This window comes from Intrasporangium sp., from assembly GCF_040414665.1.
Taxonomy (GTDB): Bacteria; Actinomycetota; Actinomycetes; order Actinomycetales; family Dermatophilaceae; genus Intrasporangium.
On the sequence record NZ_JBEDUL010000029.1, the window covers coordinates 1 to 26141 of the forward strand.

Here is a 26141-nt window from a genome sequence, read left to right on the forward strand (position 1 = left end):
CCATCGGCACCAGCGGCGCGGCCAGCGTGCCGGCCAGGTGCAGCACCCCGAGCGCGGCGCCCACGTAGCCGGCCCAGTAGCCGAAGGCGACCACCCGCCGACCGTCCTGGTCGGTCAGGTACTCGAGGTCGAGCAGCCGACCCCCGCCGCGGTGGAACCGCTCCAGGGTGGCCCGCGCGTCCTGCTGGCCCTTGAACGCATGCGCGAAGTAGATGTGCTGGTGGCGCAGCGACGCCGGCTCGTCCGGCAGCTCCTTGATGCCCAGCACGTAGGCGTCCTGCGGGGCGTCGGCCCAGGCGCCCTCGGCCACGACCGACGCGCCCGCCGCGGCGTACTCCTCGACGGCGAAGATGCGCTGCGGCGACTCCTCGACCGTCACCTCGAACCCGGCATCCAGCAACACCGCCACGTCAGCGGGCACGAGAGGCGCACGCCGCTCGGTGCCGCGGGACTCGGACCGGATCCACACCTGGACAGGCTGCATGCCCGCCAGCATGTCACCGTCGCCCCACCGAGAACGTGCGACGCCGATCCTCATCGCGGTCGACCCCAGATCAGCGCGCCGTCCGGAACACCCATCCGATCCACGTCATCATGTGGGTCAAACACGTACGCCGACTCGCGGCAGATCCAGACGTCTACCTAGGCCTGGACGAAGCCCAGCTCGTTGCCGTCGGGGTCACGGATGGTGAATTTGCGAGTGCCGTAAGGCGTGGTCATCAATGGTTCGAGGACGTCGACATCCTCATCCAGCTCTCGCCACCAAGCATCGACGTCGTCCACTTCGAAGTTGAACCTGGCTCCCGTGGCCGGCGCGGGTTCGTACTCGCCGAGAGCGAACTGTGCGGATCCGACGTCGAAATGGACGTACGTCGCGTCCTGCGGCGGCCAGTGACCGTGAGCCTTCACTCCCAGGAGTCGCTCGTACCAGTCGACAGAGGCGGCGAGGTGGCGGACGTTCACTCGCACATGCGTCAGCCTGGGGATGTCCATGATCCGCACCCTACGCACCTACGACCAGATCGCGGCGGATCCGGGCACGTGGCCCACGTGGTCTCCGACCCAGCGCCACCGAAGCTCGAGGTCGTCCGCACCAATCCAACCGCGGCTGGGATAGTGCGCACCCCGGTGCCATGAACGCCGCACTCATCCAGCCGCAGCTGGATAAGTGCGTGCAGCTCGCCTCACGTCCGACCATCGGCATGTCCGTGAAACCATTACGCGTCGACACACGGCGGTCGTTCGGCCGACCAACGACGTCGACATCGTGTTGCACATCGAGACCAGCCGCGGCATCACGGACGCGACAGCAGAAGTCTTGGAGAAGTTCGCGTACAAGATCAAAGACAACATCGACCGACGCAACAACGTCGGGCACCGGTTCACTCGCGGCACGTCGCACATCGACGTCGTCGTCGCCGACCACCCGGCGCCCAGGGTTGAAGAGAAGATGCGCAGCCGAGACATGGTCAAGATCGAGGGCGGAACCCAGGCACTGAAGCGGACCGCGAACTACCGTCTCGCGATTGCGAAGGGCGAGCACATCATCATCTCCGTACCCCGCCCGTTCGGCGCCCTCATCCTCAAAGCGGCCGCATATAAAGCCGACAACCGCGATCGCGACCCGGCACCTTCAAGACGCCGCCGTCCTCCTTGCCTGCGTCGAGGACCCGGTCGCGGAACGCGACGGATTGGCCGGCAGTGACCGGTCCCGGCTCCTCACTCTCGAACGCGAACTCGTCGATGAGCATCCCGCATGGCTGCTCATGCCTGCAGCCGATGCACGACGCGGCCAGGCAGTACTTCGGCTGCTGTGCGCCACAGACTGACGAAGCAGTAACCGCCGCGCGGACGAGCTGACGTGGTCCGAGCCGAAGGTTGGAGGCCCAAGGCGTTCGCTCGGCTGGAGGGAAGCGTCTGCAGCGCAAGCCGGTTCGCCATGCGAGACTCCAGCCATGCGCCCGGAGACATCACAGTTCACCCTCCAGCCGATCGGCACCGTACTCGGCGGCCGAGATGAGTGGGTCGAAGACAACTGGTACGGAGTCACCGCGACCATCCGTTTGGACGAGTCCCGGTTCGACCCCGGCGCCGTCCACGGTCTCGACGCGTTCTCCCACCTGGAGGTCGTCTTCCTTTTCGATCGCGTTGGCCCTTCGAAGATTCGGACCGATCCTCGCCCAGCACGTGGCAACCCGACGTTCCCGCCGGTGGGTGTGTTCGCCGGACACGGTCCCTTCCGGCCCAATCGGCTCGGCGTCTCTCGCTGCCGCCTGATGGGGATCCACGGGTTGGACCTGGACGTCGCTGACCTCGACGCGCTTGACGGCACTCCGGTCCTCGATATCAAGCCGTACATGCGCGAGTTCGAACCCGTTGACCCGGTCTCACAGCCCGAGTGGTCAACGGAGCTGATGCGGTACTACTACCGACCAGGGCAGTAGTTCCCGGGACGAAGGTCGGGTCAGTTGTGGACCCCGCTGGAGGCGGGGCGGCGAAGGCGTCGGGATCATCACGAACCCCCTCCCTCACATTCTGCCTCGCCCCCGCTGTTTCGACCAGCGAGCTGCTCCTACCTGTTTGGAACTCAAGGGCTTCCGGCATCACGGTACGGCGCCTTGACCTGGTCAGTCGCCTCCGCGCTGACGATCGGGGTCCGTGGCAGCGGCCCGTACCGAGCGGCGGCGGCGAGAATCGCGATCCCGAGAACGGTCATCGTTGTCCCCGCGCCGAGGAGGTCCGCGGTGACACCAGCCAAGACCGGGCCGATGCCTTGTCCGCCCATGAGGCCGGTGCCATACAGCCCAAAGGCAAGCCCCCGCCTGTCCTCCGGCACCGCTGCCAGGAAGGCCCGCTGGCCACCGAGCTGGTAGGCCATCCCTGCGCTGGACAGGGCAAAGCAGACCCAGGTGGCGACGAGCGGCGGATGCAGCGCCAGAGGCAGCAGTGGCAACCCGACGAGGGCGAAGAGCCACGGGGTGGCCCGTTCCTGCAGCGGTGCGGGGAAGAGTCGTCCGACGACCAGGTTGCCGACGGCGGCGCCTGCGGGGAAGGCGGCCAGCAGCAGGCCGGTGGGGCCGGCCGAGCCGTCGCGCTCTCCCATGTAGGCCACGACGAGCGCTTCCGCGCCCACGAGCAGGGTTGGCGCGAGCCACCACGACAGCAGCAGGCGCCGGACATGGTGGGCTCTGAGGAGCTCGAGGTTGCCGCGCCACGTCTCCTGCAGGTGCCAGCGGCGGGCCGCCGTGAAGACCACAGGGGTGGCCGGGATCGCGAGGACCGTCAGCAGCCCCACGATCTGCAAGGCGCCTGCGGCTGCGAAGGCAGCCGATGTCCCCAGCCACTGCACCGCCGCCCCACCGAGGGCCAGACCGAGCAGCTGCGCGCCGGAGCTGATCAGGCTCATCACCGACCGCCCCAGCACGTACCGGTCTCCGGTCAGCAGCCGGGTGAGCAAGGCAGATTGTGCGGCCAGAGGGACCGGCTGCCACACCGCGACCACGGCTACCACGCCGATCGCCGCGAGGGGCGACAGACCCCCGAAAGCGATCAGGAACGCCGAGATCGCCCGGACGACGGCACCCGAGACCAACAGGGTCCGTGCCGGGAACCGATCCGCCAATGAGGTGAGCAACGTCCCGCCGAGCAGCTGCGGCAGGAAACCGGCGGCGAAGGCGATGCTCGACCACAGGGCCGACCCGGTTTCTGCGAAGACGTAGACCGACAGGGCGAAGATCTGCAGCGAGGTCCCGACGATCAGGGTGAGCGCGAGGGAGAGCACGGACACGACGCCGCGCGTTCGCAGCAGCTCCGCGTAGGTCGCGGTGCCGGTCTTCGCAGGGGTCATGCTGCAAGAGTGGGGCCGCCCGAGAGAAGCCGCTAGGCTTTCGTCCAGCCACGAAAGCTCAGGGGGCAACCAGTGCGCTTCCACGTCGGACCGGACGACCTGGCCGCGAGCCGGTTCGCGCTCGGGCCAGCGGCCGAGCTGGAGCATCTGTTGCGCCGCCTCGACAGTCCGAGTCGCACACCGTCAGGTCGGGCCTTCTCCAGTTCCCGCTGGGCCCGCCGATATGACCAGGTCCGCGACACCCTGGAGGCGCGGGCGCTGCGGGCGCTGCGACCGCACGGGTGGGGACCCGACTTCATCGCACCTCCCCCGACTGGCGGGCTGGCCCGCACGCCGGCCGACGACTTCGCCGCGATTCGCGCCACCCCACTGCCGGTGGCCCGCGACCAGATCGGACGAGCCCTCACACTGAGGGGCCGAGTGGTCCCCGACGACGTCATCCGCGTGCTGCAGCGAGACGACGTGCTGGACTGGCTGGCCGACGCACTGGAACGGCTCTGGCGACTGCTGATCGCGCCCGACTGGCCACAGCTGCTGGCGATCCTGGACCGCGACATGCTCTACCGGGCCGACCGGCTGGTCCGCTCCGGCTGGGCCGCGGCCCTGGAGGACCTGCACCAGCAGGTCCGCTGGACAGAGGGCGCGGTCGTCATCAGTAACCGCTCGGACCTGGAGGTCCACCTCGACGGTCGCGGGCTGATGTTCGTGCCGTCGGTGTTCCTGCACCGCGGGCTGGCCACCTACACCGAGCCGCCCTGGCAGCCGGCCGTCGTGTACGTCGCACGAGGCAGCGCCGCCTTGTGGGACCCCCAGCCGACCACCCCGCCAGCGCTCGCTCGCCTCCTCGGGCAGACCCGCGCCGACCTGCTCCTCCGCCTCGACACACCCGCGTCAACCACCCAGCTGTGCACCCTCACCGGGCACACTCTCGGCGCCGTGGGTGACCACCTGCGCGTGCTGCGCGAGTCCGGGTTGGTGACGCGGAGCAGGGCCGGCCGGTCCGTCGTCTACCGACGCACCGCCGTCGGCGACGCGCTCGCAGCCGTCGGCTCCGACTGATCCAGGCGCAGGAGTCCAGCCCGAAGGGCCCGGCACCAGGCCGGCAGCAGCACGTAGGCACCCACCCAAGCAACCCCGGCCACATAGACGTGCCAGGGCGCGCCGGAGTAGTCGTCGGTGCCCTGGAGCACTCCGGGCAGCGCCAGCACTCCCGACACCATGACGGCACCGGCTGCGAGTCCCAGCCTGCCCGCACCGGGCCGAGGCGCCTTCTGGACGAGCAGGAGCCAGGCCCCGATGGCCGCGACGCCAAGGGTCGACACGAGACCCGCGAGCACGTACCCGGTGGTGTCGGTGATGACGAGCCACGAGCCCCACGTCATGAGCAAGGCCCCCAGCGCCGCTGCCAGGAGTCCGAGATCTCCACGCCAGCCGGAGGACTGCTCACGCCACACGAGCATGGCCAGACCCAACGCCAGCCAGCCGAACGCGCCGTTGAGCCAGTCGTTGACCATGCCAGCAGCCGGCACCCCGGCGTACATGGCCAGCAGGCAGACCAAGGCGGTCACTGCCGTCGCGCCCAAGGCGAGCGCCGCCAACCGGAGCTGGCTGGAGGTGGCCCAACCCCGGGAGGCCTGGGAGCGAGCGGACGGGCGGAGCGAGCTCAGCGGCATACCGATGGATGGCATGGGTGGTCACCTCATTCGGGTTGGTTCCCCGCGACGCCGTTGATGGTGAACGGCGTCGTGACGCCGTCGTACATGACGTGGGCGACGAGCCCCTCGACGGCGTGCGGGAGGGTGTGGCAGTGATCGGTCCAGATGCCCGGGTTGTCGGCGACGAAGGCCACCTCGTAGCGCTCCCCGGGGTGGACGTCGAGCGAGTCGACCCACCACGGGCTGCCTTGAGCTGCAATGTCATTGCGCGAGAGCACCACGATGTGATGGCCGTGCAGGTGCATCGGGTGCACCTCGTCCGACTCGTTGGAGATGCGCATGCGAACGACGTCGCCCTTCGTGACGTGGAACATCGGCACGTCGGGGAACATCCGCCCGTTGATCGTCCAGTAGATCCCCGGCCGGCCGTCGATCAGGCCCGGCCGACGACCGATGACGTAGTCGTACGTGCGATCCGGGCGCCCAGAGTCGAAGCCGAGAGGAAGCGGCGAGCCATAGCTGAGCAGGTCGAGGTCCTGCTGGGGTTGGCGCACCTTCGGGGGCTCCGCTCCCGCGGGTCCCACCACGACGCTCCGCGCGCCGCCGACGTGCACGCGAGCCGCCCCAGCCGCAGCCTCAGCTCCAGACCCAGCCCCAGGCGCGACGACCTCGACGTCGACGCGGCCACCAGCGGGCACGAGGACGCGGCGGCCGATGACCTCGGTCGGCTCGTTGACCTCACGACCATCGACGGCGACGACGCGGAACTCCTGAGACGCCCAGACAGCCGCGGTCCCCTGGTCCGTGTTGATCACTCGGATCCGGACGCGTTCTCCCGGCTCGGCCACGACGTGCTCGTCCTCGACCCGCCCGTTCAGGGTGTGCTGGCCCTCGTAGACGTGCAGGAGCGCGATCGCGTCCTTGGCAGGGGGCGACGCGGTGGCCACCCGCGTCGGTGAGGACGCCGGCTCGATGACGACGGCGCCCAGCAGTCCCCGTTCGACCTGCTCGTGCGAGAGCTGGTGCGCGTGGTACCAGTACGTCCCGGCGTCGTCGGCCCGGAACCGGTACACGTACCGCCCGCCCACCGGCACCGCGTCCTGGGTGACGCCGGCCACTCCGTCGGCCGCGTTGGGGACGTCCATGCCGTGCCAGTGGAGCGTCGTCCCGCCGGCCACCGACTCGTTGACGAGCGTCACCTCGACGAGGTCCCCCTGTCGAGCGTGGACGGTAGGGCCGGGTGAGCTCCCGTTGAGGGTGTACCCCTCGACGGTGCGGCCTCCCGGGAGCTGGATCGACCCGCTCCGCGCGACGAGCGTGTAGCGGACGTCGGCCGGCGCGGACGGGTCAGCGGTGAGCGCGGTGACACTGACGCCGGCGCCGCGCGCACCGTGGCCCACGTGTGCTGCGTCCACCCCCATGGTCAGGACCGAGTATTCGCCGAGCCGGCTCGAGGACCACGCCACGACCGCGAGGGCCAGCGCCGCGGCGATCCCCAGTCCGGCGAGGAGGCGGCGGCTCAGCCCAGCGGCTCGGGGGATTCGCGCAGCATCAGACCGAGGCACTGGCCGGGACGGTGGAGTCGGTCGGCCGGGCCGAGGCCCGCGCCGGCAGCCGCGCCGCGTACACCGAGCTCAGCAGGATCGCCAGCGCGTTGGCACCGTGGAGCAGGCCGAGGTAGGGCATGTCCGTGATGGAGTAGCCGGCCATCGCCTGCACGATGACGAGCCCCAGGACGACGGCTGCCCACTTCCGAGCGCCGGGCACCTTGATGAGGAACGACACGACGACGAGCGCGAGGGCGGCGAACGGGATCACCATCCCGCCGACGATCCCGTGGATCGCGAAGCCGACCTCCCCGGTGAAGTTGCCGGTGGTGCGGCTCTCGACGAGCGCCTTGTCGACGACGCCCCCCTCCTGGACGTAGCCAGCCATGCCGCCGAAGCCGAAGGCGATCGCGGCCGCCTGGACGAACACTCCGCCCGCGACGATCCACGCGAGCACGCTGTAGGTCCTGCGCATGATGTTCCTCCCTTGTGTGCTGCCACCCACCCCGGGTGCCAGTTCCTCCACGGTCCCGGGAACGCTCGGGGCCCGGAACGCGGCCCTCCCCGGTCCAGATGGAGGTCACCCCCGGGGGTGACCATGGGGGAGACCCACTCCCGCGAAGGCACTCCGATGGCGGATCATGAGGTGTGCTCGCACGACGCGCGTGGCTCGTGGTGCTCGGTGTGGTCGGCACCGGGTCGATCGGCTATGTGGTGCTCGTCCGCGTGATCACGAGTCCGGGGTCCCGCCCGGGTGAAGGCTTGGGCTGGTTGCTCTTCGGCGTGCTGCCGCTCTACGCCTTCGGCCTGTGGCTGCTCACCGCCACGTCGTCGCGGCTCGCCATCTACGTTGCTCTGGGTGCCACCGGGTCGGCTGTCGGGTCCGCCTACGAGACCTTCGTCTGGACAAACCCCGACGTGCTGGAGTCACCAACGTTTGCGCTGTTCAACCAGATCGGCTTGACCGCCGACGGACTGGCAGCCACTGGTTTCCTCCTCATGATCGCGTCATTCCCGGACGGCATCCTCGAACGTCGATGGCAACGCGTCGTGTTGCGGCTCGTGTGGCTGGGAGTCCTCGTCGGACCGGCCACTCTGCTGACCTACGACCACGTCGTGCTTCCCCAGTACATCGGACTGGACGTCCCGCCCATCCCCAATCCCTACGTGGTTCCCGCGCTCGAGCCCCTCCAGCCCTTCGTCGAGAACGTGCTGCTCGAGTGGTGGGTGATCCCCCTCCTCGCACTGACCGTCTTCTACTGGCGCGGCCTCTTCAGCGGTGCCGCCCGGCGCAGCCAGATGCGAGTCATGGTCATCGCCGTCACCTGCACCCTCGTCATGTACATGCTGTGGGAGACGTCGGCCATCATGGGCATCGACGGAACGCCATTCGGCACCGCGGTGACCGTCCTCGTTGCCACGTGCATGGTCGCGTTGCCCGTCGCGGGCATCCACGGGATCCTGCGTTACGGCGCCTACGACATCGCCCTCGCAGACCGCGGACGCGTGGTCATGCAGTCCTCGACCACCCTCATCACGATCATCTATGCCTGGGCGGTCGCCGCCCCCGGCGTGCTGCTCTCTCGGGTACTACCCAGCGCAACCGCCGTCCTGCTCACGGCCTGCATCGCCGTGCTCCTGCTGCCGGTTCGTGGCTGGCTCTCGCGCTGGATCCGCCGCACCGTCTTCGGCGACCACGACGAGCAACACCGGCTCCTCGGCGACCTCGGAACCCGGCTCGAGCAGGCGGTCGACCTCGACGAGGTGCTGAGCCGGCTCGCAGGGGGAGTCCGTGACGGGCTCGGTGCCAGCTGGGTGCGCATCCGTCTCGCCGCACCCGACGGCCGCACCGTCGACACTCCGGACGCCGTCGCCGGGACGGTATCAGGTGAGCCCGCCATCGGGCTCGACCTGACACGCGGAGACCTGGTCATCGGCCGCATCGACCTGGGCCCAGCCCGCAGCGGTGCGTACGGCCTGGCCGAGCTGAGCCTGCTCGAGACGGTGGCGCGCCAGGCGACCACCGCGGTCGCGAACGTCAGGCTCACGGCCGAGCTCGCCGACCAGCTCAGGGAGCTGACCGCGTCCCGCACCCGGCTCATCACCGCGCAGGACGAGGAGCGACGCCGGATCGAGCGAAACCTTCACGACGGCATCCAGCAGAGCGTCGTCGCCTTGATTGCGGGACTCCGGCTTGCCCGCAACCGCCTCGGCCGGGGCGAGCTCAGCCAGACGGAGCTCGCGGAGCTGCAGGACCAGGCGCGAGAGACGCTGAGCGACCTTCGCGAGCTCGCCCAGGGCATCCACCCCCAGGTGCTCACGGACAACGGGCTCATCCCGGCGATCGAGTCTCGGACGGCGCGGTATCCGATCCCGCTCACCATTGCCGCGAGTGACGACGTGCGGCATCGGCGATGGGGCGCGGACATCGAGGCAATCGCCTTCTACACCGTGCGAGAGGCGCTGGCCAACGTCGCCAAGCATTCAGGAGCCACCTGCGCCAGCGTCGCCGTGTCGACCACGCCCAACAGCCTGCGGGTCGTGGTCTCCGACGACGGAACGGGATTCGACCTCACGTCCCGCAACGGCTCGCCCGGCGGCCTGGCCAACATCCGTGACCGGGTGGGTGTCGTCGGGGGGCGTGTGAGCGTCACGAGCACTCCGGAGCACGGCACCCGGCTCACCGTCGACCTGCCGATTGACCTGCCCGTCGAGCAGCCACGGGAATCCGCCCGTGTCTGAACCGCTGCGGATCGTCATCGCCGAGGACAACTACCTCGTCCGCGAGGGCCTGCGACGACTCCTCGAGGACTCCGGCCAGATCACGGTGCTGGCCTGCGTCGGCACGGCGACGGAACTGCTCGACGCCGTGCGGCGCCTCTCTCCCGACGCCGTCCTCACCGACATCCGGATGCCCCCCACGCACCAGATGGAGGGCATCGAGGCCGCTCACGCCATCCGTGCCACCCATCCCGGCATCGGCGTCGTCGTCCTGTCCCAGCACACCGACGAGAGCTATGCGCTGGCGCTCTTCGAGAACGGCTCGTCGGGCCTGGGCTACCTCCTCAAGGACCGCATCGGGGACCTCGAGGACCTCGTCCACGCCCTGACGGAGGTCCGGGGCGGCGGCTCGGTCATCGATCCAGAGATCGTCGACACCCTCGTGCGCAGGCGCAGCCGAGGCACCACGAGCCCCATCGCCGCCCTCTCCCCCCGCGAGCTCGACGTCCTGCGCGAGATGGCCCTCGGCAAGACCAACAGCGGGATCGAGGAGGCTCTCTACCTGTCTTCCTCCACGGTTGAGAAGCACGTCAACTCGATCTTCACCAAGCTGTCCCTGCCGGATACGGGTGTCCATCGGCGCGTGGCGGCGGTCCTGACGTTCCTCCAGAGCGCGCCCGGCTGAGTACTCACTCCCTCTCTCGAGTGTGCGGTTCGCGCCGGGCTCTCCCCGATTGGAGGTATGGGCTCGCTCTCGAGAGCGAGCCCATACCTCGATCCGAATACCTCGAATCAATCGCCCGGCGCGAACTGCACACTCGACAAAAAGGCGGGCTCGCCCGCGGTCAGTCGTCGGCGAGCAGCTCGCGGACCCGCGGAGCCACCTGCGTCGCGTAGAGACGGATGCTCTCCATGCGCTTGTCATGGGCGAGCGTGCCGACGGAGTACTTCAGCTGGAAGCGGGTCGCACCGAGCACACGCATCGTGTCGGCGACCTTCTGCGCCACCGTCTCCGGCGAACCGCAGTAGATCGCGCCGTCCGGCCCGAGCTGCTGCCTGGCCTGCTCGATCGTCATCGGAGCCCAGCGACGCTCCCGCCCGAGCCGGTTCATGTAGGCCACCGAGTGCGGCAGGAACTCCTCCTGGGCCTGCTCGTCCGTGGCGGCGACATACCCGGGCGAATGGACCCCGACCGGCCGGGACTCCTTCCCCAGCTCGGCGAGTGCGCGGCGGTAGAGATCTGCGAGCGGGGCGAACTGCCGTGCCGAGCCACCGATGATGGCGATGACGACGGGGAAGCCATAGTGCGCGGCCCGGACGACCGACTGCGGGGTGCCGCCCACGCCGACCCAGACGGGCAGGTGACCGGATTCCGTTGGTGGCTGGACGAACTCGACGTCGACCGGTGGCCGGATGGTGCCCTCCCACTTCACCGGTTGCTCAGCAACGACGGCCGCGAGGAGGCTCAGCTTCTCGTCGAAGAGGGTCTCGTAGTCGCCCAGGTCGAGCCCGAAGAGGGGAAACGACTCGATGAACGAGCCGCGGCCGACGGTGATCTCGGCTCGACCGCGCGAGATCGCGTCCACCGTCGAGAACCGCTGGAAGACGCGGATCGGGTCGTCGGAGGACAGGACGGTCACGGAGGTGCCGAGCCGGATCCGCTCGGTCCGGGCCGCGAGCGCCGCGAGGACCGTGTCCGGCGCGGAGATGGCGTAGTCCCGTCGGTGGTGCTCGCCGACCCCGAAGAAGTCGAGACCCAGCCGGTCCGCGAGCTCGCCCTCGGCCAGCACCTCCCGGATGACGACGGCGGGGTGCAGCGGCTGCCCCTCCGGCCCGTTCGCGACGTCGCCGAAGGTGTCGAGCCCGAGTTCGACGTTCATGGCCCCATCCTAGGTTTGCCGCGTCGGCCGGGCTCCGCGTCGAGCCTGGCCAACAACGACGCGAGGGTATGCCGCTGGGCTGGCGTGAGTGCCCCGAAGAACTCCGCGGCCCCCTCCTTGCGGAGCGCGTCGGTCCGCGCGAGCACGTCGGTCCCCAGGTCGGTGAGCGAGACCGTCATGGCCCGGCGGTCGGAGGGGTCCGGAGCCCGCTCCACGAGCCCGTGGGCCTCGAGCCGGTCGACGACATCGGTGGCCGACCGCGGGGCGATGCGCAGGTGCTCCGCGACGACGCCGAGCCGGGTCGGTCCGTGGTGACCGATGGTGCGCAGCGCCCTCGCCTCGTGCGGCGATAGCTCGAGTCCGGCGACGTCACCGAGGCCGGCGGACCAGCGCCGGCGGAGGGCTCGGGCCGCGCCCATGAGCAGCTCGTCGAGCGACTGCTCGTCGTCTCCGCCACGCTGGGAGGTCATGACCGCGAGCGTAGCCAAGCTCAGCGGCATACGGAAAACTTGGAGGCAGTCGCTTAATGAGGTAACCTCACCAGATGAACATACGGAGGTAACCACATGAATGACTTTCATCCCAGGGGCAGCCGTCCACCGGAGCGCGTCGACCCGCAGGACAAGGCGCAGCTCGCCGAGTCCCCGGTGTCGTTGCGACGGGTGGCCGCGCTGTTCCGCCCACACCGGGCGCCCATCACCGTCGTGACGCTCATCATCGTCGCGATCTCGGTCATCTCGATGGCCCAGCCCTTCCTCCTGCGTGCCGTCATCGACGACGCCCTGCCCCACCAGGACGTGAGCCTGCTGCTGTGGGCCGTCGCTGGCATGCTCGCGGTCACCGTCGTGACGCAGCTGCTCGGGGTCGTCCAGACGTGGATGACGACCTCTGTCGGCCAGCGCGTCATGCACGGACTGCGCACCGACGTCTTCCGCCACCTGCAGCGCCAGTCGATCGCGTTCTTCACTCGCACGCGCAGCGGGGAGGTGCAGTCCCGCCTGACCCACGACATCTCCGGCATGCAGTCGGTCATCACCTCCACCGCGACCTCGATCGCGAGCAACGTGACGACCGCGATCGCCACGGCCGTCGCGATGGTGGCCCTCAGCCCGCGCCTCTCCCTGCTCTCGCTCATCGTCATCCCGCCGGCCATCTGGACGACCCGTCGGGTGGCGCTGCTCCGCCGCGACATCACGACCCAGCGCCAGCGTCGCCTCGCCGACCTCCACAGCCAGGTCGAGGAGGGCCTCACCGTCAGCGGCGCGACGCTCATCAAGACACTCGGCGCGTCCGAGCGGGCGGCCGATCGCTTCACCGAGACATCGACCGACCTCGTCGACCTCGAGCTGCGTTCGCAGCTCGCCGGGCGCTACCGGATGGCGACGATGCAGATCATCTTCGCGGCGATCCCGGCCCTCATCTACCTCGCCGCCGGCTTCCCGGCCACGTCGGGGGGCATGACGATCGGCACGCTCATCGCCTTCACCGGACTGCAGGCCGGTATCTTCCGGCCGCTCATGGGCCTGCTCGACGTCGGCGCCTCGTGGATCACGTCGATGGCCCTCTTCAGCCGGATCTTCGGCTACCTCGACCTGTCGGTCGACGTGGCGCCGCCCGCGAACCCTGTTGCCATCGACCTCGCGTCCTTGCGTGGTGACGTGCGCTTCGAGCACGTGAGCCACACCTACGACGGGCAGACGTATGCCGCTGACGACGTCACGCTCGACGTGCCCGCGGGCACGACGCTTGCTCTCGTGGGAGAGACCGGCTCGGGCAAGTCGACCCTGGCCGGCCTCGTGTCTCGACTGGCCGACCCGACGCGGGGTCGGGTCACCATCGACGGGGTGGACCTGCGCGATCTCGTTCCCGAGGACCTGGCCCGCACCGTCGGCGCTGTCACCCAGGAGACCTACCTCGTCCACGCCTCCATCCGGGAGAACCTCCTGCTCGCGTCGCCCGAGGCGACCGACGACGAACTGTGGCGAGCACTCGAGGCGGCCCAGGTCGCGGCCCTGGTCGCGAGACTGCCGACTGGACTCGACACGGTCGTCGGAGCACGCGGCCACCGGTTCAGCGGCGGCGAGAAGCAGCGTCTCGCCATCGCCAGGACGCTCCTGCGCAACCCGCGCGTGCTCGTCCTGGACGAGGCGACCAGCGCCCTCGACAACGAGACCGAGCGGGAGCTCCAGACGGCACTCGACCGGCTCATGGCCGGCCGGACGACGATCACCGTCGCCCACCGCCTGTCGACGATCCGGGGCGCGGAGCAGATCGCCGTCCTCGACCGCGGCCGGGTCGTCGAGCTCGGCGACCACGACTCGCTGCTGGCGCTGGGCGGCCGCTACTCCCGGCTCACGGAGTCACGGGCCGAGACCGCGAGTCCGGAGGTCGAGCCAGCCGCCGCCTGACGAGCGGGCGGTGGCTCGACCCGGCAAGCGGTCAGGCCGGCCCGTAGTCGAGGTGGACGACGCCGTTGTCGTAGACGTCAGTCGCCTTGAGCCGCAGCTTCGTCGGGTCCACGCCGTCCCGGAACAGGTGCTCGCCGGTGCCGCGCGCGACCGGGTAGACGAACAGGTGCAGGTCGTCGACCAGCCCGTCGGCGAGGAGCCCGCGGACCAGGGTTCCGCTCCCGGAGACGTAGATGACGCCATCGGTCTCGTCCTTGAGCCGGCGGATCGCCTCCGGGTCGTAGGCGCCGAGACGGGTCGAGGGCCCCCAGTCGACGTTGGGCTCGGTCGCACCGACCACGTACTTGTGGGTGTCGTTGAAGAAGGGGGCGCCCGGGTCGTCCTCGGCCGTGCGGGACGACCAGGCGGGAGCGAACATCTCGTAGGTCCTGCGCCCGAGGAGGATCGCCTTCGCCGAGCCGGTGATCTCGGCCAGGGTCTCGCCCATCCTCGGGTCGAAGCCGTACTCGAACGTCCAGCTCGGGTCCTGGTAGACCCCGTCGAGTGCGATGAACTCGTGAACTGCAATGGTGCCCATGCTTGCCCTGTTCCTCCGTGGTTTCGGTCCGTTGGCCCCCAACCCTCGCCAGATGCGAATGCCGCGTCAACCAGATATCCCGCGTGTGAAACGGTGGGGCCGTGCAACTACGTGAGCCCGCCAACCTCGTGTCGCCCAGAGCGATCCGCATGTGGACTGTGCAGGGCGTCATCGTGTCGCTCGTCGTCGGTGTGGCGCAGGTGTTCTGGTGGTTCATCGACGACGCACCTGAACGGACGACGCACTACGTCGTGGCGGCGGCCTGGCTCGTTCTCGCGGTCGCCTACGTGCTCGCGATGCCCCGCTGGCGCTACCGCGTGCACCGCTGGGAGGCGACCCCTCACGCGATCTACACGCAGACCGGCTGGCTCAACCAGGAGCGCCGGATCGCGCCGCTCTCGCGGGTGCAGACCGTCGACCTCAAGCGTGGGCCCATCGCCCAGCTCTTCCGTCTGGCGAGCGTGACGGTGACGACGGCGTCGGCCGCCGGACCGCTCGAGATCGACGGGCTCGACCTCGAGGTCGCCCGGCAGCTCGTCGAGACGCTGACGACCGCAGCCGTCCTCGAAAAGGGCGATGCCACGTGACCGAGCCGCTGGCGGACGGGCCGGGAGCGGCTGGCACGGAGGAGGAGGCCGAGTGGCGGCGGCTCGACAAGCGCATGCTCCTGATCCATCCGATCCAGACCTTCGTGCGGGCGCTCCCCGCCCTGCTCGCGATCTTCGTCGTCCAGCTCAACTCGGAGGACTCTGACCGGTGGGGGCTCATCGCGCTGCCCGTCATCGTCGCGTTCGGACTCCTGCGCTGGTTCACCACCCGGTACCGGATCAGCGCGGACCAGATCGAGCTGCGGCGCGGCCTGCTCAACAAGCAGACGACGACGGCCCGGCTCGACAAGGTCCGCTCGGTCGACCTGACCGCGGAGGTGCACCACCGCGTCCTCGGCCTGGCCCGGGTCGAGGTGTCGACGGGCTCCGCCGCCGGCGACCGGCTCGTGCTCGACTCGCTCGGCGTCGAGGAGGGGCGCCGCCTGCGCGCCGAGCTGCTGCACCGAGTCGACCCCGCCCTCGCCGACCTGCCCGCCCCGACGGGTCAGCCGGCGGAGCTCGAGCCGCCCGGTCCAGCGCCGGAGCCCGCCGGAGGCGACGAGGAGCTGCTGCGATTCGACCCGTCCTGGATCCGGTTCGCCCCGTTCACGATGACCGGCATCGCCTCTGCGGCGGCGATCCTCGGCTTCGCCAGCCAAGGTCTCGGGCGGTTCTCCGACGAGGGAGCCGTCCTGAAGACGGGCGCCGACTGGGTGCGCGGGCTGGCGTGGTGGGTCGACGTCATCGGCGTTCTCGTCCTCGTCTCCGTTCTGGCCGTTGGTGCGTATGTCCTGTCCTTCTGGGGGTTCCGACTCACCCGGAGCCGGTCGGCCAGCCTGCACACTCGCCGTGGCCTGCTGACGAGCCGCGAGGTCGGCATCGACCACACTCGAGTGCGGGGCATCGAGCTGGGTGAACCGCTCGGACTGCGCCTCGCCGGCGGCAGGCGCCTCAAGGCGGTGAGCACCGGGCTCCAGGGCGAGAGGGGAGGAGGCTCCGACTGGCTGTCCCCGCCGGCCCCCGGTGCGCTGGTCCTTCCCGTCGCGACGGCGATCACCGGAGACGCGGAGGCGGTTGCTGGGCCGCTGGTACCGCATGGTCCGGCCGCACGTCGCAGGCGACTGACGCGGGCCATGGTGCTACCCGTCGTCGTCGCCCTCGTTCTCGGCACAGGCCTGCCGGTGTGGGACTGGCCCCGGTGGCTGCTGTGGGCCCTCCTGCCGCTCGCGGTGGCCGGCTGGTTCCTGGGGGCGGATCGCTATGCCGGCCTGGGTCACACGGTGACGCCTGCGCATCTCGTCGCCCGCAGCGGATCACTCGACCGGACCCGCGTCGTCCTCACGCGCCACGGCGTTATCGGGTGGAAGGTCCGGCAGTCCTTCTTCCAGCGCCGGGCTGGAGTGGTCACCCTCGTCGCCACGACGGCAGCGGGCCAGCAGCACTACGACCTCATCGACCTCACTGCCGACCGAGCCTACGAGCTCGTCCAGGAGCTCAGCCCGGAGCTGGTGGCCCAGTTCACCTGACGGCAGCTGCCGCACCCCCGCGCACCCCGGGGCCCGCACTTGACGAGGCGCGGGAACATGCCGCAAAGTTGAGTCGTTACCACTCAATAAAGGTGCGTCTGCGCGGCTCCCGCCGCGCGGCTGTTCGAGTTCGATTGAGGAGTGACTGATACATGGCAACGACCTTCGACCCGTTCCGGGAGATGGACCGGCTCTTCGGAGAGGGCTTCCGCACCGGGGGACCCGGCCCCATGCCGATGGACCTGTACAAGCGCGGCGAGACCTTCATCGCCGAGATCGACCTGCCGGGCGTCGACCCGGGGACGATCGACATCGATGTCGAGGACCGGACGCTCACCGTTCGCGCGGAGCGCGTTCGGGAGAACCTCGACGATGTTCGCTGGCTCTCGCATGAGCGTCCGACCGGCACGTTCGCTCGCCAGCTCTCGCTCGGTGGCGGACTGGCCCTCGACCACATCGAGGCGAAGTACCACAACGGCGTCCTCACGCTGACGATCCCGGTCGCCGAGGAGGCCAAGCCCCGCAAGATCTCGGTGTCGCACGGCGACGACACGACGGCGATCCAGGGCAAGGCCGAGACGAGCTGACCTCTGCCGAGGGCGAGCCGATGGACTACCACGAAACCCCGCGACGGCGTCGGCCAAGCGTGACAGTCGAGCAACGACCGGGCTCGTGGTAGTCCGTCGGGCCCGCGCCGCCCGATAGGCTGAGCTCCGGTCGACGAAGGAGCACCAGATGGCTGGTCGAGCTCACATCCGGGATGTCGTGCGAACTCCCAGCTACCTCCGGTTCGCCATTCCGGGACTGGTGCTCGTGGTGCTCTCGGGCATCTTCTGGGGCCAGGGCTGGTGGCCTCAACTCGCGAGCTTCGTCGGGGTCGGACTCGTCGTCCTGCCGTTCCCGACCACTTCAAGGAATCAAGAGGTGCGTGCGGAGTCGCCACCCCGCGACAGGACCGGCGCTCGCTAGCGCGCCTGCAGGATCCGCACGATCGCGTCGAACCCTCGGGAGCGCGCGTGCTCCAGCGGCGTCACGCCGTTCTTGTCTCGGATCGCCGGGTCCGCCCCGGCGTCGAGGAGGATGCGGACGATCTCCTGGTGCCGCTTTCCCCCGTCTCCGAGGACCACCGCCTCGAGCAGGGCGGTCCAGCCCAGGTCGTTGACGTGGTTGACGTCGATCCCGGTCCGGACGACGCGCCGTACGTAGTCGACGTGACCTCTCTCGCTGGCGGGGATGACGGACACCCCACCGAACCGGTTGCGGATCGTCAGGTCCGGGTTCGCCGGGAGCAGCGCCTCGAGCATCGCCACGCTGCCGGTGACACCGGTGACGAGCCATGGAGTGTCGTGGCGGTCGTCGAGCGCGTCGGGCGACGCGCCCAGGGCGACGAGCAGCCGGGCTACCTCGACGCGGTCATGCGTCGCCGCGAGCAGCAGGGCCGTTCGCTTGGCAGCATCGTGCGCCTCGATGTCGGCGCCGGCGCGGAGGGCGAGCGCGACCCGGTCGGCATCCCCGGCATCCGCTGCCCGCAGCAGCTCGGCCTCCGGATCGGCGACGTCCTTTGCCTCCGTGGCCTTCACGAGCACCGCTTCCAGTCGGTCGTAGCCGCGTGACCGCGCCATCTGGAGTGGCGTCAGCCGCTCCGTCGCCGAGGGCCGAGTGAGCTCGACCCCTCCCCCAACCAGCACCCGAACGGTATCCACGTATGCCGCTGAGTTCCGTCCCAGCCAGACGGCTTCGTGAAGTGCTTGGTAGCCAATGCGATTGACATGGTTCTTGTCGACCCCCGCCTGCACCAGCTCGCCGACGACGAGGTGGTGCCCGCGCTCGGCCGCGCGGATCAGACCAGTGCCGTTCCAGCTGTCCTTGTCGTTGACCTCGGCGCCATGCGCCAGCGTCAGCCGGAGGAGATCCAGGTAGCCCTCGCTCGTCGCGATGAGATAGGCCGACTGCATTGTCGAGTCCTTGGCGTTGACGTCGGCTCCCCGGTCGATGAGGGTCCGGGCCGCCTTCACGTCGTTCTTCCACGCCGCGTCACGGAGCTGTTGGTCGAGCCGAGCCTGTTCCGCGGCGGACGGCTTCTGCACAGTCGACGAGGGCTTGGTCGCGGGCCCTGACACGGGCGGCGGGTACTGCACACTCGACGGGGTTGGGGCGGGCTCCGACGAGGACGGGCCTGACTCGCACGCGCCGAGCCCGGTCGCCGCCATACCCAGCACCAGGGTGACGGTCAGCGGTCGAGGCTGGTGCAGACGCACGTGCGGTTGCCCTCGGGGTCGGCGAGGACGACAAACGACGGCGCGTTGTCGTTGTCGACCACGGTGCCGCCGGCCGCAACCGCGGCGGCGATCCGCTCTTGAGCGATGTCGTGCGGCAGCCACAGGTCGATGTGGAATCGCTGCCGCGGCGTCCGGTGGTGGTCGGTGTCCTGGAACCAGAGCAGCGGCACCCGCCCCGTCGGATCGACGACGTCGGAGCCGTGGAACGCGTCAGTGCTGCCCGTGAGCAGTGCAGCCCAGAACGGGCCGACCGCCGCGAGGTCCGCTGTGTCGAGGGCGAGCTCGACCTCCGCGACGGCGTGCGGGTCCGCCGCGACGCCCTGATCCGCGGCGATCGCGCTGATGCGGCGGGCCAGGTCGACGTCGCGCTGGGTCAGGGCGCCCGCGTCGTGGCTGATAAGCGTGAGGTCGACGTGGGGATAGGTGAGCGTCACGTCGGGGTGGTGGTTCGCCGCCTCCGCCGCCTCGGAGACAGCGGCGACGAACCGGATCCCGGCAGCGAAGTCACCGGTCAGGAAGCGCGCGTGCAGCGCTTGCGCCAGCTTCCGCCAGTCGGCCAGACCGGCATCGAGGATCTGCTCAACGGAGAGGCCATCCATCGACCCAGTATGTCGGACGCCTCACTCCCAGGGAGCGGCCCTCACGCGCGTGAGCGCCCGAGACGCGCCAGCACCCTCGCCTGCCGGTCGGCACCCTCCGCGACCGGGAGGGCCGGTTTGCAGACCCCGTCGTCGTAGAGGTGCTCACCGAACGTCGGCAGCGCCGTCTCGATGAGGTCGAGCTCGTCCTCGGTGAACCTCTCGTCCAGGTCCGCGGCCTGGGCCAGATCCCACCGGTGCACGAGCAGGTCGAATCCGTAGAAGCTGACGATGGTGGCGCCGACCGTGGTCCGGCCGAAGACGCCGTCGTACTCCAGGGCGGTCACCGAGTCGTCAGCGAGCAGCCGCCGCAGCTCCTCCTCGTGGGCGTGCCACCCGGCGACCGGGTCGTCGGCCAGCGCCGGGTCCCCATCGAGCTCGATGCCCCGTGAGCGCAGGAAATCACGCTGCGTCCCGACGACGTGGGCCAGCACGTCTCGGCCGGTCCAGTCCTCGCACGCGGAGGGCGCGTTCCAGGCGTGGCCGGGCAGGGCGGCGACGACGGAGCCGAACCGGTCGGCGAGCACGGAATAGCGGTCCAGGACGGCGTTCGTCGTTGTCCTGGTCTTCGATGTGGTGGTCATGGGCTCGACGGTATGGAACCCGGTGTCGGCGGGTCTTGATACTTTCCGACACATGCCCGGCAGACCCGATCCGGACACCGAGCCCGCGCATCTGCTCGACCCGGCCGACCTGCACTTCACCATCGACCGCTATCCCGTCTCACCCGGCCTCGAGCCGATCGCGCGCCGGTTCTGGATCCCCGTCTGGGACGTTCCCGCCGGGCGGGAGTCACCACAGCGCGTCCTGCAGTACCCGGTCTGCCTCCTCGTCGTGTCCGAGGAGTACGCCCGCTGCTACGGCGTGGTCTCCGGCCTGTCATCGACGACGCTGGTCGGCCGCGGCTGGGCGGTCGGCCTCATGCTGCAACCCGCGGCGGGGCACCTGCTCACGGGGCACCCGGTCCGCGACCTGACCAACCGCTTCGTCGACGTCGAGAGCGTCACCGGGCTCAGCGGCATACGACTGGGTGATCGGATCCGAGAGGCCATGCATGGCCACCCACACGACGAGGACAGGCGGGCGCAGGCCCGAGGCCTCGTCGAGGAGCACCTCGCCACCCACCTGCCGATCGACGAGGAGGGCGCCTTCGTCAACGCCGTCGTCGAGGCCGTCGAATCGACCCCGGAGCTGCTGCGCGTGGACGACCTGTGCGAGCGGTTCGACGTCGCCGAGCGGACCCTCCAGCGCGTCCTGCACAAGCGCGTCGGCATCACCCCGAAGTGGCTCATCCGGCGTCGCCGTCTGCAGGAGGCCGCGGACCGGCTCCGCGATGCCGACGCCGATCTGTCCGGCATCGCGACCGAGCTGGGCTATGCCGACCAGGCGCACTTCACCCGGGACTTCCGCGCCGCGACGGGCATCACCCCGGGGCGGTTCGCGGCACGCTTCCGCTGAGCACCGCGCTCAACCCCTCATCCGCGGCCAACCGCTCAACCCTCGGCATGTTCGGATGCTGGCGCCGAGCCCCCGTGGGGGACAGTGCCGGCCAGGATCCGGTCCAGTTCTTCCTGGTCCGCCGCAGAGGGCACGCCCCAGCCCGGTTGGTAGCCGAAGACCTCAGCCATCGGTCGCACGTCCATCTGGCCGAACATCATCTCGACGTCCTCCATGCTGAGCAGGCCGGGATGCAGGACGCCGGCGGCCTCGGTGATCCGCAGCATGTCCTTGCGCCATGACTTGACGTAGTTCGCGAGGCGGACCGACTTGAGCGTCGGGTCGAGGCCCCGGACCAGCCACGGGTTCTGCGTCGCCACCCCGGTCGGACAGGTGTCGGTGTGGCACTTCTGCGCCTGGACGCAGCCGATCGCGAGCATGGCCTCGCGGGCCACGTTGACCAGGTCGGCCCCGAGCGCGAACGCGATGACAGCGTTGTCCGGCAGCCCGAGCTTGCCCCCACCAATGAAGGTGATCCGTTCGGAGAGGCCGGCCTCAGCGAAGAACGGGTAGACCCGGCTGAACGCGGCCCGGAACGGCAGTGACACCGTGTCGCTGAAGACCATCGGTGCTGCGCCAGTGCCGCCTTCGCCCCCGTCGATGGTGATGAAGTCGACGCCCCGCGAGCCCCCGCTCATCTGGGCGGCCAGCTCCTCCCAGAAGTCTCGGTGCCCGACCGCGGACTTGATGCCGACCGGCAGGCCGGTTGCGTCGGCGATCTTCTCGACCCAGTCGAGCATCGAGTCGACGTCGCTGAACTCGGCGTGACGGGAGGGGCTCACACAGTCGACGTCCATCGGGATCCCGCGGATGCGTGAGATCTCCGGCGTGATCTTCGGTCCGGGGAGGAGCCCGCCGAGACCCGGCTTGGCGCCCTGGCTCAGCTTCACCTCGATGGCCTTGACCGGCGCGGACTGGACGAGGTCGACGAGCCGCCCGAGGTCGAAGCGGCCCTGCTCGTCGCGACAGCCGAAGTAGGCCGTGCCGATCTGAAAGATGAGGTCGCCGCCACGTCGGTGGTGGTCAGAGAGCCCGCCCTCGCCCGTGTTGTGCAGCGCCCCGGCCAGCTTGGCCCCCTCGTTGAGCGCCCGGATCGCCGGCCCCGACAGCGAGCCGTAGCTCATCGCCGAGATGTTGATGATCGAGTCCGGCCGGAAGGCGTGCCGGCGGCCGCGGGCCGCCCCCATGACCTTGGCGCTCGGCAGCCACACCTCATGCCCGGCGTGGGCCCCGCTCGGCGGCGCCACCGAGGCGAAGGTGCGCTGTTTGATGACGGGGTAGCCCTCGTTGTTCTCGACATCGTTGTCGGTGCCGAAGCCCTGGTAGTTGTTCTCCAGCTTGGCGGACCGGTAGATCCAGGAGCGTTGGTCGCGGCTGAACGGCCGCTCCTCGTCGTTGCCCGCGACGACGTACTGCCGCAGCTCGGGCCCGATCTTCTCGATGAGGTAGCGCCCGTGCCCAATGATCGGGAAGTTGCGCAGGAGGGCGTGCTTCTTCTGGATCAGGTCGTAGGCCGCGACGCCGCCGAGCCCGAGTAGGGAGAGCGCGGCCTTCGACAGTGACGGCTTCATGACTGCGGTCCTTCCCTGCGGCGACCCGCAGCGAGGCGCGTCAGCGGGGGGCCGTCCGGTGGATGTCCTTGAGGCCCACGTACCCCTCGGCGTTGGCGCGAATCCGCTGGAGGTCGGCCTCGCTCAGCTCCCGCCGCACCTTGCCCGGCACGCCGGCGACGAGGGAACGCGGCGGGATGACGGCGCCCTCCTGGATCACGGCGCCCGCCGCGATGAGGGACCCCGCTCCGATGTGCGCCTCGTTGAGCACGATCGCACCCATCCCGATGAGGCAGTCGTCCTCGATCGTGCAGCCGTGCAGCACCGCGCGGTGGCCGACCGAGACACCGGCGCCGACTGTGGCAGGTTTGCCGACGTCGGTGTGGACGACGACGCCGTCCTGCAGGTTGCTTCGCTCGCCGAGGACGATCGGCGCGAGCTCCGCGCGCAGGACCGCGGTGTACCAGACGCTCGAGTCGGCTCGGAGCTCGACGTCGCCGACGAGGTCGGCGCTCGGGGCGACCCAGGCGGAGGCGTGGACGTTCGGGGCGTGTTCACCGAGTGGGATCAACATGCCGAGAGGGTATGCCGCTGAGCCGGCTCCTCGTCGCACGCCTCCCACCAGCCTGGTCGGGCGCCTCAGGCCTCGATGCGGTCGAGCTGCTCGATGACCCGCTCCAGCAGGCCGGCGAGCGAGCCGCGCTCCTCTGTGGACAGTCCACGGAGGATGTCGCTCTCGACGACGTTGGACTCCCGGATCGCGTCGCTGAACAGGTCCCAGCCCTCACTCGTCAGCGAGATGAGGGTCCGGGTCCGGTTGCTCTCGTCGGGACGCCGCTCGATCAGGCCCCGCTGGGACATCTTGTCCAGGCGATGGGTCATCGAGGACGGCGCGACGTTCGTGAGGTCTGCGAGCTGGCTGGGGGTGAGCCTCGCCTCGCCGGCCTTCGCCAGGGCGGCGAGGACGGCCCACTCGCCCTGGGTGAGGTCCAGGTCGGCGAGCTGCCGGACGTACCACTGGTCGAGCTTTTTCGTCACGCCGTAGATCCCGGTGATGACGCGCTGCACCGACTCCTCGCCGCCGGCCGCCACGTAGGCGGCGACGGCCTTGCGGTGCTGCTCCGGTGCACTCCTCGCCCGCGCTGCCATAACCCGATTGTCGCATGGTTCGTTCGACTGCTAACCTTTCGAAGCCGAACTTAGAGGTCGAAATATTTGGCATCGAAGCCGCGTTGACCTTCCGGCGGGCCTCCTCTCCCTCACGGCATCAGAAAGGGTGTGAATTCGTCATGCGTGCAAAACTGCTCATCCTCGCGTCCTCGATCGGAATGCTCGGCTGGGGTGCCGTGCTGCCCTACCAGTACGCATATGCCGCTGACACCCGGGCGTGGGGATCGCTGGCTGCCGCAGCGGCCTCGTCCCTCTTCTCGGTGGGCGCCCTCATCGCCGCGCCCTTCGCGGGCCGCCTGAGCGACCGGTTCAACCCGGTCGTCGTCGCCGTGGTGGCGCAGCTGGTCGCCGCAGTCGGTGTGGGCGCGCTCGTCCTCGCCGACTCGCCGACTTCGTTCCTGCTCGGCATGTTCGTCTTCGGCCTGGGGCTGACCGCCGCCATGCCGGCCAAGCAGGTGCTCGTCCTCCGGTGGGTTGCCGGACGTGACCGCCGGAAGGTCTTCGCCTACAAGTTCACGGGCGAGGCGATCGGCATGGCGATCGGCGCCTATGTGGCCGGATACCTCGTGGACCTGTCGCGCGCTGACGGCCTCGATTTCGGATTCCTCACGGCTGCACTCGGTTTCGTCACCTCGTCGGCGATCATCGGCAGTGCCGGCATCCGCGCGACGACCCATCCGGAGAGCGGGCTCGACACCAGCGGCGCGAACCCCGGCCGACCGATGGATGCGCTGCGGACGATCTTCGCCAGCCCAGCCCTGCGGTGGACCGCCGTCATCACGGTGACCCTCGCGCTCGGCTTCTACGCCCAGTTCGAGGCAGGCCTGCCGGCGTACGCGATCACCGTGCTCGACGTCGACTCCAAGGCCATCGGCACGGCTGCCGCGGTGAACTCGATCATCATCGTGCTGCTCCAGGTCGTCGTCGTCCGGGCCACCGCTCGCCGGAGCGCACCGACGCTCCTCATGGCGGTCGGCTCGATCTGGGTGCTCGCCTGGCTCATCCTGTCCGCAGCGCAGTTCCGGCCAGAGATCGCTGCGGCACTGTTCGTCACGACGTTCGGCGTGTTCGCGGTCGGCGAGACGATGTACTCGCCCGTGCTCAACCCGCTGACGGCTTCCTTGGCCCCCAAGGGCATGGTCGGCCAGACGCTCGGCACCTTCGCGGCGCTCCAGACGACGTTCTCGGCGCTCGGGCCCCTCGTGGCCGGCGCCCTGCTCGGGGCTGGCCTGGCCAATGGCTTCCTCGGGCTGCACCTGGGCGTCAGCCTGCTCGCCGTCTACGCCGCGTGGCGGCTGCGCAAGGTCCTCGCGGTCAAGCAGTCTCGTGCTCAGGTGAGCTCGTCGACGGGCGTCAGCAGCAGCCTGCCCGCCAGGCCCACCGAACGGGAGAGCGTCGCGGCATAGTCCGTCCGGAGCGGTTCGAGCCGGTCCAGCCGCCAGAGGACGTTGGCGTTCGTCCACGCCGCGTCCCTGGCCCGGTTGATGCTCCATGCGCCGACGAGGTTGGCAACGGGGGCGGTGTTGCGGTCGACCTCCAGGGCCAGGCCCTCGAGAAATGACTGACGCACCTCCTCCTGGACGCCGGCCAGCAGCTCGTTGACCCGAAGGTAGTCGGCGAGGACGCCAGGACTCTCCGGAGTCAACCGGAGCTCCCGGCACGCCGCGATCACCGCCAGCGGCAGGTCGTTGTTGATGTGGGCGTTCATCCCGGCGAGCGCGTACTGGATGGGCAGCCGACCCGGCGTGTGGCGCAGCTCGAAGACCGGAGCCCAGGCTGCGTCGGGCACCGGCGCGCGGAGCGCCTCGAGGTAGAGACTCGCGAAGCGGATGTCGAGCCGGGCAAGGAGCGCCGGGTTGGTGAAGTACGCGTCGGTGATTCGCTCATGGACCAGCTCCGTGACCCGGAGGTACATGTGGTTGAAGGCACGGACGCCGTCCTCTGGTGGCAGGTCCCCGTCGATGGCGCGGAGCTGGGCGATGAGCTCCCCGACCGCGGCGACGTCCGGGCCGAGCGTGTCCGGCCCGCCCCCGGACCGCCTTTTCGACCACCAGCCCCGAACGCCGTCGACGATTCCCGAGAGCCAGCCCATGCTCGGACGGTAGCCCCGCACGCCGTCCCGCCGTGGGCGAACCGGCCGATCGGGCGGCCCGGCGGCTCAGTGGGATCGGCTGGCCACCGCGATGACGACCTTCCCGCGGACGTGACCCGTCTCCATCAGCCGATGCGCCGTGGCGGCGTCCTCGAGCGGCACGACTC

General features: G+C 69.8%; 29 protein-coding genes. 12 read left to right on the top strand and 17 right to left on the bottom strand.

Annotated features, from left to right (window positions below):
• On the bottom strand, positions 1–484 hold a 484-nt coding region (locus ABF401_RS03405; protein ID WP_502908188.1), incomplete at its 3' end, for a Rossmann-fold NAD(P)-binding domain-containing protein.
• 158 nt (positions 485–642) lie between these two features.
• Positions 643–993, bottom strand: a complete 351-nt coding sequence (locus tag ABF401_RS03410; RefSeq protein WP_353508133.1) for a VOC family protein — start codon at positions 991–993, stop codon at positions 643–645.
• Between the two features lie 274 nt (positions 994–1267).
• Here ABF401_RS03410 and ABF401_RS03415 point away from each other — a divergent pair, with 274 nt between their 5' ends.
• Positions 1268–1705 carry a hypothetical protein gene (locus ABF401_RS03415; RefSeq protein ID WP_353508134.1) on the top strand — a complete coding sequence of 146 codons (438 nt, stop codon included), beginning with the start codon at positions 1268–1270 and terminating at the stop codon, positions 1703–1705.
• A 250-nt stretch (positions 1706–1955) separates the two neighbouring features.
• Positions 1956–2444, top strand: a complete 489-nt coding sequence (locus ABF401_RS03420) for an SAM-dependent methyltransferase (protein WP_353508135.1) — start codon at positions 1956–1958, stop codon at positions 2442–2444.
• A 143-nt stretch (positions 2445–2587) separates the two neighbouring features.
• On the opposite strand, the gene ABF401_RS03425 is transcribed toward ABF401_RS03420, so the two are convergent.
• Complete coding sequence (locus ABF401_RS03425; protein ID WP_353508136.1) at positions 2588–3847, bottom strand: MFS transporter; 1260 nt, start codon at positions 3845–3847, stop codon at positions 2588–2590.
• 72 nt (positions 3848–3919) lie between these two features.
• Here ABF401_RS03425 and ABF401_RS03430 point away from each other — a divergent pair, with 72 nt between their 5' ends.
• Entirely contained in the window at positions 3920–4906 is a 987-nt protein-coding gene (locus ABF401_RS03430) for an ArsR/SmtB family transcription factor (protein ID WP_353508137.1), read from the top strand.
• Here the strand turns inward: ABF401_RS03430 and ABF401_RS03435 are convergent.
• Genes ABF401_RS03435 through ABF401_RS03445 form a run of 3 tightly spaced genes read right to left on the bottom strand, consistent with a single transcriptional unit; the run spans position 4855 to position 7524 of the window.
• The gene (locus tag ABF401_RS03435; protein WP_353508138.1) at positions 4855–5535 is read right to left on the bottom strand and encodes a hypothetical protein; all 681 of its coding nucleotides are present in this window, start codon (positions 5533–5535) and stop codon (positions 4855–4857) included. The genes ABF401_RS03430 and ABF401_RS03435 overlap by 52 nt on opposite strands.
• 11 nt (positions 5536–5546) lie before the next feature.
• Positions 5547–7067, bottom strand: coding sequence for a multicopper oxidase family protein (locus ABF401_RS03440; protein WP_353508139.1), 1521 nt, complete (start codon positions 7065–7067; stop codon positions 5547–5549).
• Positions 7054–7524 (bottom strand): hypothetical protein, encoded by a 471-nt coding sequence (locus ABF401_RS03445; protein ID WP_353508140.1) that lies wholly within the window; start codon positions 7522–7524, stop codon positions 7054–7056. Before ABF401_RS03445 ends, ABF401_RS03440 begins: the two co-directional genes overlap by 14 nt.
• Positions 7525–7697: 173 nt before the next feature.
• Here ABF401_RS03445 and ABF401_RS03450 point away from each other — a divergent pair, with 173 nt between their 5' ends.
• Both ABF401_RS03450 and ABF401_RS03455 read left to right on the top strand, forming a co-directional pair.
• Complete coding sequence (locus ABF401_RS03450; RefSeq protein WP_353508141.1) at positions 7698–9791, top strand: sensor histidine kinase; 2094 nt, start codon at positions 7698–7700, stop codon at positions 9789–9791.
• Entirely contained in the window at positions 9784–10455 is a 672-nt protein-coding gene (locus ABF401_RS03455; RefSeq protein ID WP_353508142.1) for a response regulator, read from the top strand. Before ABF401_RS03450 ends, ABF401_RS03455 begins: the two co-directional genes overlap by 8 nt.
• 160 nt (positions 10456–10615) lie before the next feature.
• On the opposite strand, the gene ABF401_RS03460 is transcribed toward ABF401_RS03455, so the two are convergent.
• Together ABF401_RS03460 and ABF401_RS03465 are read right to left on the bottom strand one after the other, a co-directional pair.
• Positions 10616–11650 (bottom strand): LLM class flavin-dependent oxidoreductase, encoded by a 1035-nt coding sequence (locus ABF401_RS03460; RefSeq protein WP_353508143.1) that lies wholly within the window; start codon positions 11648–11650, stop codon positions 10616–10618.
• Complete coding sequence (locus tag ABF401_RS03465) at positions 11647–12120, bottom strand: MarR family winged helix-turn-helix transcriptional regulator (RefSeq protein ID WP_353508144.1); 474 nt, start codon at positions 12118–12120, stop codon at positions 11647–11649. Before ABF401_RS03465 ends, ABF401_RS03460 begins: the two co-directional genes overlap by 4 nt.
• A gap of 96 nt (positions 12121–12216) precedes the next feature.
• Between ABF401_RS03465 and ABF401_RS03470 the strand changes: the two genes are divergently transcribed.
• Positions 12217–14058 (top strand): ABC transporter ATP-binding protein, encoded by a 1842-nt coding sequence (locus ABF401_RS03470; RefSeq protein WP_353508145.1) that lies wholly within the window; start codon positions 12217–12219, stop codon positions 14056–14058.
• 31 nt (positions 14059–14089) lie between these two features.
• Here the strand turns inward: ABF401_RS03470 and ABF401_RS03475 are convergent, their stop codons facing one another.
• On the bottom strand, positions 14090–14635 hold the full coding sequence (locus ABF401_RS03475) for a dihydrofolate reductase family protein (protein WP_353508146.1): 546 nt from the start codon (positions 14633–14635) through the stop codon (positions 14090–14092).
• A 101-nt stretch (positions 14636–14736) separates the two neighbouring features.
• Here ABF401_RS03475 and ABF401_RS03480 point away from each other — a divergent pair, with 101 nt between their 5' ends.
• The 4 genes from ABF401_RS03480 to ABF401_RS03495 all read left to right on the top strand — a co-directional run bounded on the left by ABF401_RS03480 (position 14737) and on the right by ABF401_RS03495 (position 17717).
• Positions 14737–15222, top strand: a complete 486-nt coding sequence (locus tag ABF401_RS03480) for a PH domain-containing protein (RefSeq protein WP_353508147.1) — start codon at positions 14737–14739, stop codon at positions 15220–15222.
• Positions 15219–16748 carry a PH domain-containing protein gene (locus tag ABF401_RS03485; RefSeq protein WP_353508148.1) on the top strand — a complete coding sequence of 510 codons (1530 nt, stop codon included), beginning with the start codon at positions 15219–15221 and terminating at the stop codon, positions 16746–16748. The genes ABF401_RS03480 and ABF401_RS03485 overlap by 4 nt, the downstream gene beginning before the upstream one ends.
• Positions 16749–16900: 152 nt before the next feature.
• On the top strand, positions 16901–17335 hold the full coding sequence (locus tag ABF401_RS03490; RefSeq protein ID WP_353508149.1) for an Hsp20/alpha crystallin family protein: 435 nt from the start codon (positions 16901–16903) through the stop codon (positions 17333–17335).
• A 148-nt stretch (positions 17336–17483) separates the two neighbouring features.
• The gene (locus tag ABF401_RS03495) at positions 17484–17717 is read left to right on the top strand and encodes a hypothetical protein (RefSeq protein WP_353508150.1); all 234 of its coding nucleotides are present in this window, start codon (positions 17484–17486) and stop codon (positions 17715–17717) included.
• Here the strand turns inward: ABF401_RS03495 and ABF401_RS03500 are convergent.
• The 3 genes from ABF401_RS03500 to ABF401_RS03510 all read right to left on the bottom strand — a co-directional run bounded on the left by ABF401_RS03500 (position 17714) and on the right by ABF401_RS03510 (position 20249).
• Positions 17714–18868 (bottom strand): ankyrin repeat domain-containing protein, encoded by a 1155-nt coding sequence (locus ABF401_RS03500; protein ID WP_353508151.1) that lies wholly within the window; start codon positions 18866–18868, stop codon positions 17714–17716. The two genes, ABF401_RS03495 and ABF401_RS03500, sit on opposite strands and share 4 nt — an antisense overlap.
• A 110-nt stretch (positions 18869–18978) precedes the next feature.
• Positions 18979–19626, bottom strand: coding sequence for a 4a-hydroxytetrahydrobiopterin dehydratase (locus ABF401_RS03505; RefSeq protein ID WP_353508152.1), 648 nt, complete (start codon positions 19624–19626; stop codon positions 18979–18981).
• Between the two features lie 41 nt (positions 19627–19667).
• Positions 19668–20249, bottom strand: a complete 582-nt coding sequence (locus tag ABF401_RS03510) for a maleylpyruvate isomerase family mycothiol-dependent enzyme (protein WP_353508153.1) — start codon at positions 20247–20249, stop codon at positions 19668–19670.
• Positions 20250–20301: 52 nt separating this feature from the next.
• On the opposite strand from ABF401_RS03510, the gene ABF401_RS03515 reads away from it, so the two are divergent.
• Positions 20302–21123, top strand: a complete 822-nt coding sequence (locus ABF401_RS03515) for a helix-turn-helix domain-containing protein (RefSeq protein WP_353508154.1) — start codon at positions 20302–20304, stop codon at positions 21121–21123.
• 35 nt (positions 21124–21158) lie between these two features.
• Here ABF401_RS03515 and ABF401_RS03520 read toward each other — a convergent pair whose 3' ends face one another.
• From ABF401_RS03520 to ABF401_RS03530, 3 genes are all read right to left on the bottom strand, one after another.
• Positions 21159–22733, bottom strand: a complete 1575-nt coding sequence (locus tag ABF401_RS03520; protein WP_353508155.1) for a glutamate synthase-related protein — start codon at positions 22731–22733, stop codon at positions 21159–21161.
• Positions 22734–22773: 40 nt separating this feature from the next.
• Positions 22774–23286 carry a gamma carbonic anhydrase family protein gene (locus ABF401_RS03525; protein ID WP_353508156.1) on the bottom strand — a complete coding sequence of 171 codons (513 nt, stop codon included), beginning with the start codon at positions 23284–23286 and terminating at the stop codon, positions 22774–22776.
• 65 nt (positions 23287–23351) lie between these two features.
• A complete protein-coding gene (locus ABF401_RS03530) occupies positions 23352–23861 on the bottom strand; it encodes a MarR family winged helix-turn-helix transcriptional regulator (protein WP_353508157.1) in 510 nt (169 codons plus the stop codon).
• A 140-nt stretch (positions 23862–24001) separates the two neighbouring features.
• On the opposite strand from ABF401_RS03530, the gene ABF401_RS03535 reads away from it, so the two are divergent.
• Positions 24002–25288 carry an MFS transporter gene (locus tag ABF401_RS03535; RefSeq protein ID WP_353508158.1) on the top strand — a complete coding sequence of 429 codons (1287 nt, stop codon included), beginning with the start codon at positions 24002–24004 and terminating at the stop codon, positions 25286–25288.
• Here the strand turns inward: ABF401_RS03535 and ABF401_RS03540 are convergent.
• Positions 25213–25974, bottom strand: a complete 762-nt coding sequence (locus ABF401_RS03540) for a DUF5995 family protein (RefSeq protein WP_353508159.1) — start codon at positions 25972–25974, stop codon at positions 25213–25215. The two genes, ABF401_RS03535 and ABF401_RS03540, sit on opposite strands and share 76 nt — an antisense overlap.
• Before the next feature lie 66 nt (positions 25975–26040).
• On the bottom strand, positions 26041–26136 hold the full coding sequence (locus ABF401_RS03545) for a zinc-binding dehydrogenase (protein ID WP_353508160.1): 96 nt from the start codon (positions 26134–26136) through the stop codon (positions 26041–26043).
• Positions 26137–26141: the final 5 nt, after the last annotated feature.